Annotated in this window: 4 protein-coding genes; all 4 read left to right on the top strand. The window is 64.4% G+C overall.

Features of this window, described 5'->3' with window-relative positions:
- A partial coding sequence (locus ACR0IK_RS24235) for a GntR family transcriptional regulator (protein ID WP_480643670.1) occupies window positions 1-461 on the top strand: 461 nt, incomplete at its 5' end.
- An 8-nt stretch (window positions 462-469) separates the two neighbouring features.
- Window positions 470-1,387 (top strand): dihydrodipicolinate synthase family protein, encoded by a 918-nt coding sequence (locus tag ACR0IK_RS24230; protein ID WP_480643669.1) that lies wholly within the window; start codon window positions 470-472, stop codon window positions 1,385-1,387.
- 5 nt (window positions 1,388-1,392) lie between these two features.
- On the top strand, window positions 1,393-2,889 hold the full coding sequence (locus tag ACR0IK_RS24225; RefSeq protein ID WP_480643668.1) for an aldehyde dehydrogenase: 1,497 nt from the start codon (window positions 1,393-1,395) through the stop codon (window positions 2,887-2,889).
- Window positions 2,886-4,222, top strand: a 1,337-nt coding sequence (locus ACR0IK_RS24220; RefSeq protein WP_480643667.1) for an NAD(P)/FAD-dependent oxidoreductase, incomplete at its 3' end; no start/stop codon positions are given. The genes ACR0IK_RS24225 and ACR0IK_RS24220, both read left to right, overlap by 4 nt.

Below are 4,222 nucleotides of genomic sequence, written 5' to 3'. Positions count from 1 at the left end.
CGGCCCCGATGATGTATGGAGCTGTTTTGCAGTTGGCGGCGAAGAATGCGACGGGTGTGCAGGTTGGAGCGCTGAAGGCGGCGCAGGAGGCGTTCAAGGCGGCGCTTCGGAGTGGCTCGAGCGCCGAGCGGGCCATGGCCAACAACCGCTTTCACGAGATCACGGGCGAGATGGCGGACAACATCTATCTTGCGCCCTCTTTTCAGCGGTTGTTGATCGATCATGCCCGGATCGGGATGACCTTCTACCGCCCTCAGGACCGCCAGATGGCGGAGAACCTGTCCGAGGCCAGTGCCCAGCATGACGCCATCATCGCCGCCATCGAGGCGGGTGATGAGGCGGCTGCCTCGCAGCTGGCCATCGATCATTGGAACCTGTCGCGCGACCAGATCGAGCTGTTCGTCATGCCTGCCGGGCTTGACCTGCCGCTGGGGACGATGGCGCGCAAAACCCCTGCATGAGGACCTGAATGACCCCGATTTTCAATTTTGAAGGGATCTACACCCCCGTCGTGACCCCCTATCACGCCGATGGCAGCGTGAACTGGGACGCGCTGTCCGACGTGATCGAACACCTGATCGAGAACGGCGTACATGGCCTGATCTCGGGCGGCTCGACCGGTGAGAACTATGCCCAGACCGTTGCCGAGCGTCTGGAGCTGGCCAGGTTCACCCATGAGCGCCTGAAAGGCCGCCTGCCGCTGGTGGTGGGCACGGGGGCGATGATGACGCCGGACTCGATTGCGCTGGCCGCCGGCGCGCGCCAGATCGGCGCGGATGCGATCCTGCTGGCCAGCCCGGCCTATTCGGTGCCGACCGACCGCGAAAACGCGCTGAATGCGCTGGCCATCGACAAGGCGGCTGATCTGCCGGTGATGCTGTACAACTATCCGCACCGCACCGGCACCATGATGGGCGCGGAATTCCTGGACCGCGTCGGCCGCAGCCGCAACTTCTGCGGCATCAAGGAAAGCTCGGGCGATATCAACCGGGTACATCTGCTGGCGCGCGACTATCCGCATATCCAGATGGGCTGCGGCATGGACGACCAGGCGCTGGAGTTTTTTGCCTGGGGCGCCCCGTTCTGGGTTTGTGGCGGGTCGAACTTCCTGCCCGCGGAACATGTGGCGCTGTACAATGCCTGCGTGGTCGAGGGCAACTTTGACAAGGGCCGTCGCATCATGAGCGCGATGCTGCCGCTGATGCATGTGCTGGAACAGGGCGGCAAGTTCATCCAGACCATCAAGCACGGCGTGACCATGAACGGGATCGACGCGGGCGTCATGCGCGCGCCCCTGAAGGGTCTGAACAAGGATGACAAGCGCGCGCTGGAACAGGTCACGCGCGTATTGAAACGCAAAATCGCCGACATCGTGGCAGAAGGGTAAGAGACATGGATCTGCTGACACAGGACGAATACAAATCCATTGCCGCAGGTCTGGACCTGCCCACCGGCGCGTTCATCGACGGCACCTTCCGCCCGGCGATTTCCGGCAAGACCTTCACCAGCACCAACCCGGCCACCGGCGAAACGCTGGCCGAGATCGCCGCCTGCGGGTCCGGGGACGTGGACTTTGCCGTCGAAAAGGCGCGCGAGGCGTTTGACGACGGCCGCTGGTCGAAACTGCACCCGTCCGAACGCAAGGACGTGCTGATCCGGCTGTGCAAACTGATGACCCGCAACGCGCGCGAATTGGCGGTGATGGAAAGCCTCGACAGCGGCAAGACGATCTACGACTGCGAGACCGTGGACGTGCCCGAGACCATCCACTGCCTGAAATGGCACGCCGAGGCGATCGACAAGATCTATGATCAGGTGGCGCCGGCCAGCGACGATCACATCGCCATGGTGGTGCGTGAGCCGATCGGCGTGGTCGGCCTGGTGCTGCCGTGGAACTTCCCGCTGCTGATGCTGGCGTGGAAGATCGGCCCGGCTCTGGCGGCGGGCTGTTCGCTGGTCGTCAAGCCGGCCAAGGAAACCACCCTGACCGCGCTGCGCGTGGCCGAACTGGCTGTCGAGGCCGGACTGCCCGCCGGTGTTCTGAACATCCTGCCCGGTGGTGGCGGAGACGTGGGCGAACCGATCGGCCGTCACATGGATATCGACATGGTGTCCTTCACCGGCTCGACCGTGACCGGCAAGAGGTTCCTGACCTATTCGGCGGAAAGCAACGCCAAGGAGGTTGTGCTTGAGATGGGCGGCAAGAACCCGGCCATCGTCATGGACGATGCCGAGAACCTGGACCGCGTGGCCCAGCATCTGGTCAACGGCGCGTTCTGGAACATGGGCGAGAACTGCTCGGCCAGTTCGCGCCTGATCGTGCACAAGGACGTCAAGGCCGAATTGCTGGAGCGCATCGCGCATCATGCCAAACAGTGGAATATCGGCGACCCGCTGGACCCGGAAACCCGCATGGGCGCGCTGGTGTCCGAGGCGCACTTTGCCAAGGTTTGCAGCTACTTGGATCAGGCCGAGAATGTGGTGATCGGCGGCAAGGCCAATGACGGGTTTGTCGAGGCCACGGTGGTCGAGGTCGCGGACAACAACGCCCTGCTGGCCCGCGAAGAGATCTTTGGCCCGGTCCTGTCGGTGATCGAGGTCTCGGGCTTCGACGAAGCCATCGCGGTCGGCAATGACACCGAATACGGCCTGTGCGCGTCGATCTTCACCGCCAATGCCAAGCGCGCCATCCGCGGTGCCCGCGCCCTGCGGGCCGGTACCGTGACGGTCAACAGCTTTGGCGAGGGCGACATCTCGACCCCGTTTGGCGGGTTCAAGCAATCGGGCTTTGGCGGCCGCGACAACTCAGTCCATGCGCATGATCAGTACACCCAGCTGAAAACCATCTGGATCGATCTGGCCGATGATGCAGACGAGGCGGTGGATTGACCCGCTACACCGCCAGAACCCTGCCGGTCCACCGCGGACCGGCCGCCTGGAGCGCCATTCTTGGCGCCCAGCCCCCGGCGGTTGCGCTGGAGAGTGACACCACCGCCGACTTTGTCATCGTCGGCGCGGGCTTTGCCGGCCTGTCGGCCGCGCGGCGTCTGCACCAGTTGCAACCCGATGCGAAAGTGGTGGTGCTGGAGGCCGGGCGCGTGGCCGAAGGGGCTGCGGGCCGCAATTCCGGCTTCATGATCGACCTGCCGCATGATCTGGCCTCGGATGACTATGCCGGGTCCGGTGACGACTGCAAAATGATCGGCCTGAACCGGAAAGCGATTGCCTTTGCCCGCGCGGCGGTCGAGCAATATCGGATCGACCCGAACTTCTTTGATCCGGCGGGCAAAGTGAACGGTGCCGCCAGCGCGGCGGGCCATGCCCATAACGTCAGCTATGCACAGCACCTCGAGACGTTGGGCGAAACCAGCGAGATGCTGGATTCCCAGCAGATGCACGACCTGACCGGCTCGCGCCACTACCGGTCGGGCCTCTACACATCCGGAACGGTCATGTTGCAGCCCGCAGGCTATATTCGCGGACTGGCCGCCGGATTGGTCGGGGACGGCGTGGCGCTGTACGAGAATTCCGCCGTAACCGGGTTCGAAAAGCACGGCGGCGCGTGGCAGGTAAAAACCCGGCGCGGCGCGGTCAGCACCGGCGCAGTGATCCTGACGGTCAATGGCCATCTCGAAAGCTTCGGCATCGAGCGCAACCGGCTGATGCAGCTGTTCCTGTTTGCGGCGATGACGCCGGAACTGGACAGCGCCGCGCTGGCCCGGCTGGGCGGCCGGCCCCGCTGGGGTGTGACCCCCTCCGATCCGATGGGCACCACGATGCGGCGCATTGATACCGGTCAGGGCGGCAATCGCATCATCACCCGCACCTGCGCCGCGCTGCGCCCCGGCTTGGCGGCGAGGGCGCGCGATCTGACGCGGGCATCGCGGGTGATGCAGCGCAAGTTCGAGCAACGCTTCCCGCAATTGGCCGGGATCAAGATGCAATATCATTGGGCCGGCCACCTGTGCCTGAGCCTGAACGGCGTCTCGGTCACGCGCCAGATCGACCAGGGCATCTATTCCGGCTGCGTCCAGAACGGTCTGGGCACCGCACGCGGCACCCTCACCGGCATCGCAGCGGCGGAACTGGCCTGCACCCACAGCTCCGATATAACCCGCCATTTTGAAACCGAAGACCAACCCAAACGCCTGCCACCCCAACCCTTCCGAGAAATCGGCGCAAACGCAGTGCTGCGCTGGAAAGAATGGAAAGCGCGCGACGA

The sequence above is a fragment of the Ruegeria sp. BF7 genome (assembly GCF_056538605.1).
This window is presented reverse-complemented; position numbering and strand designations above follow the sequence as displayed.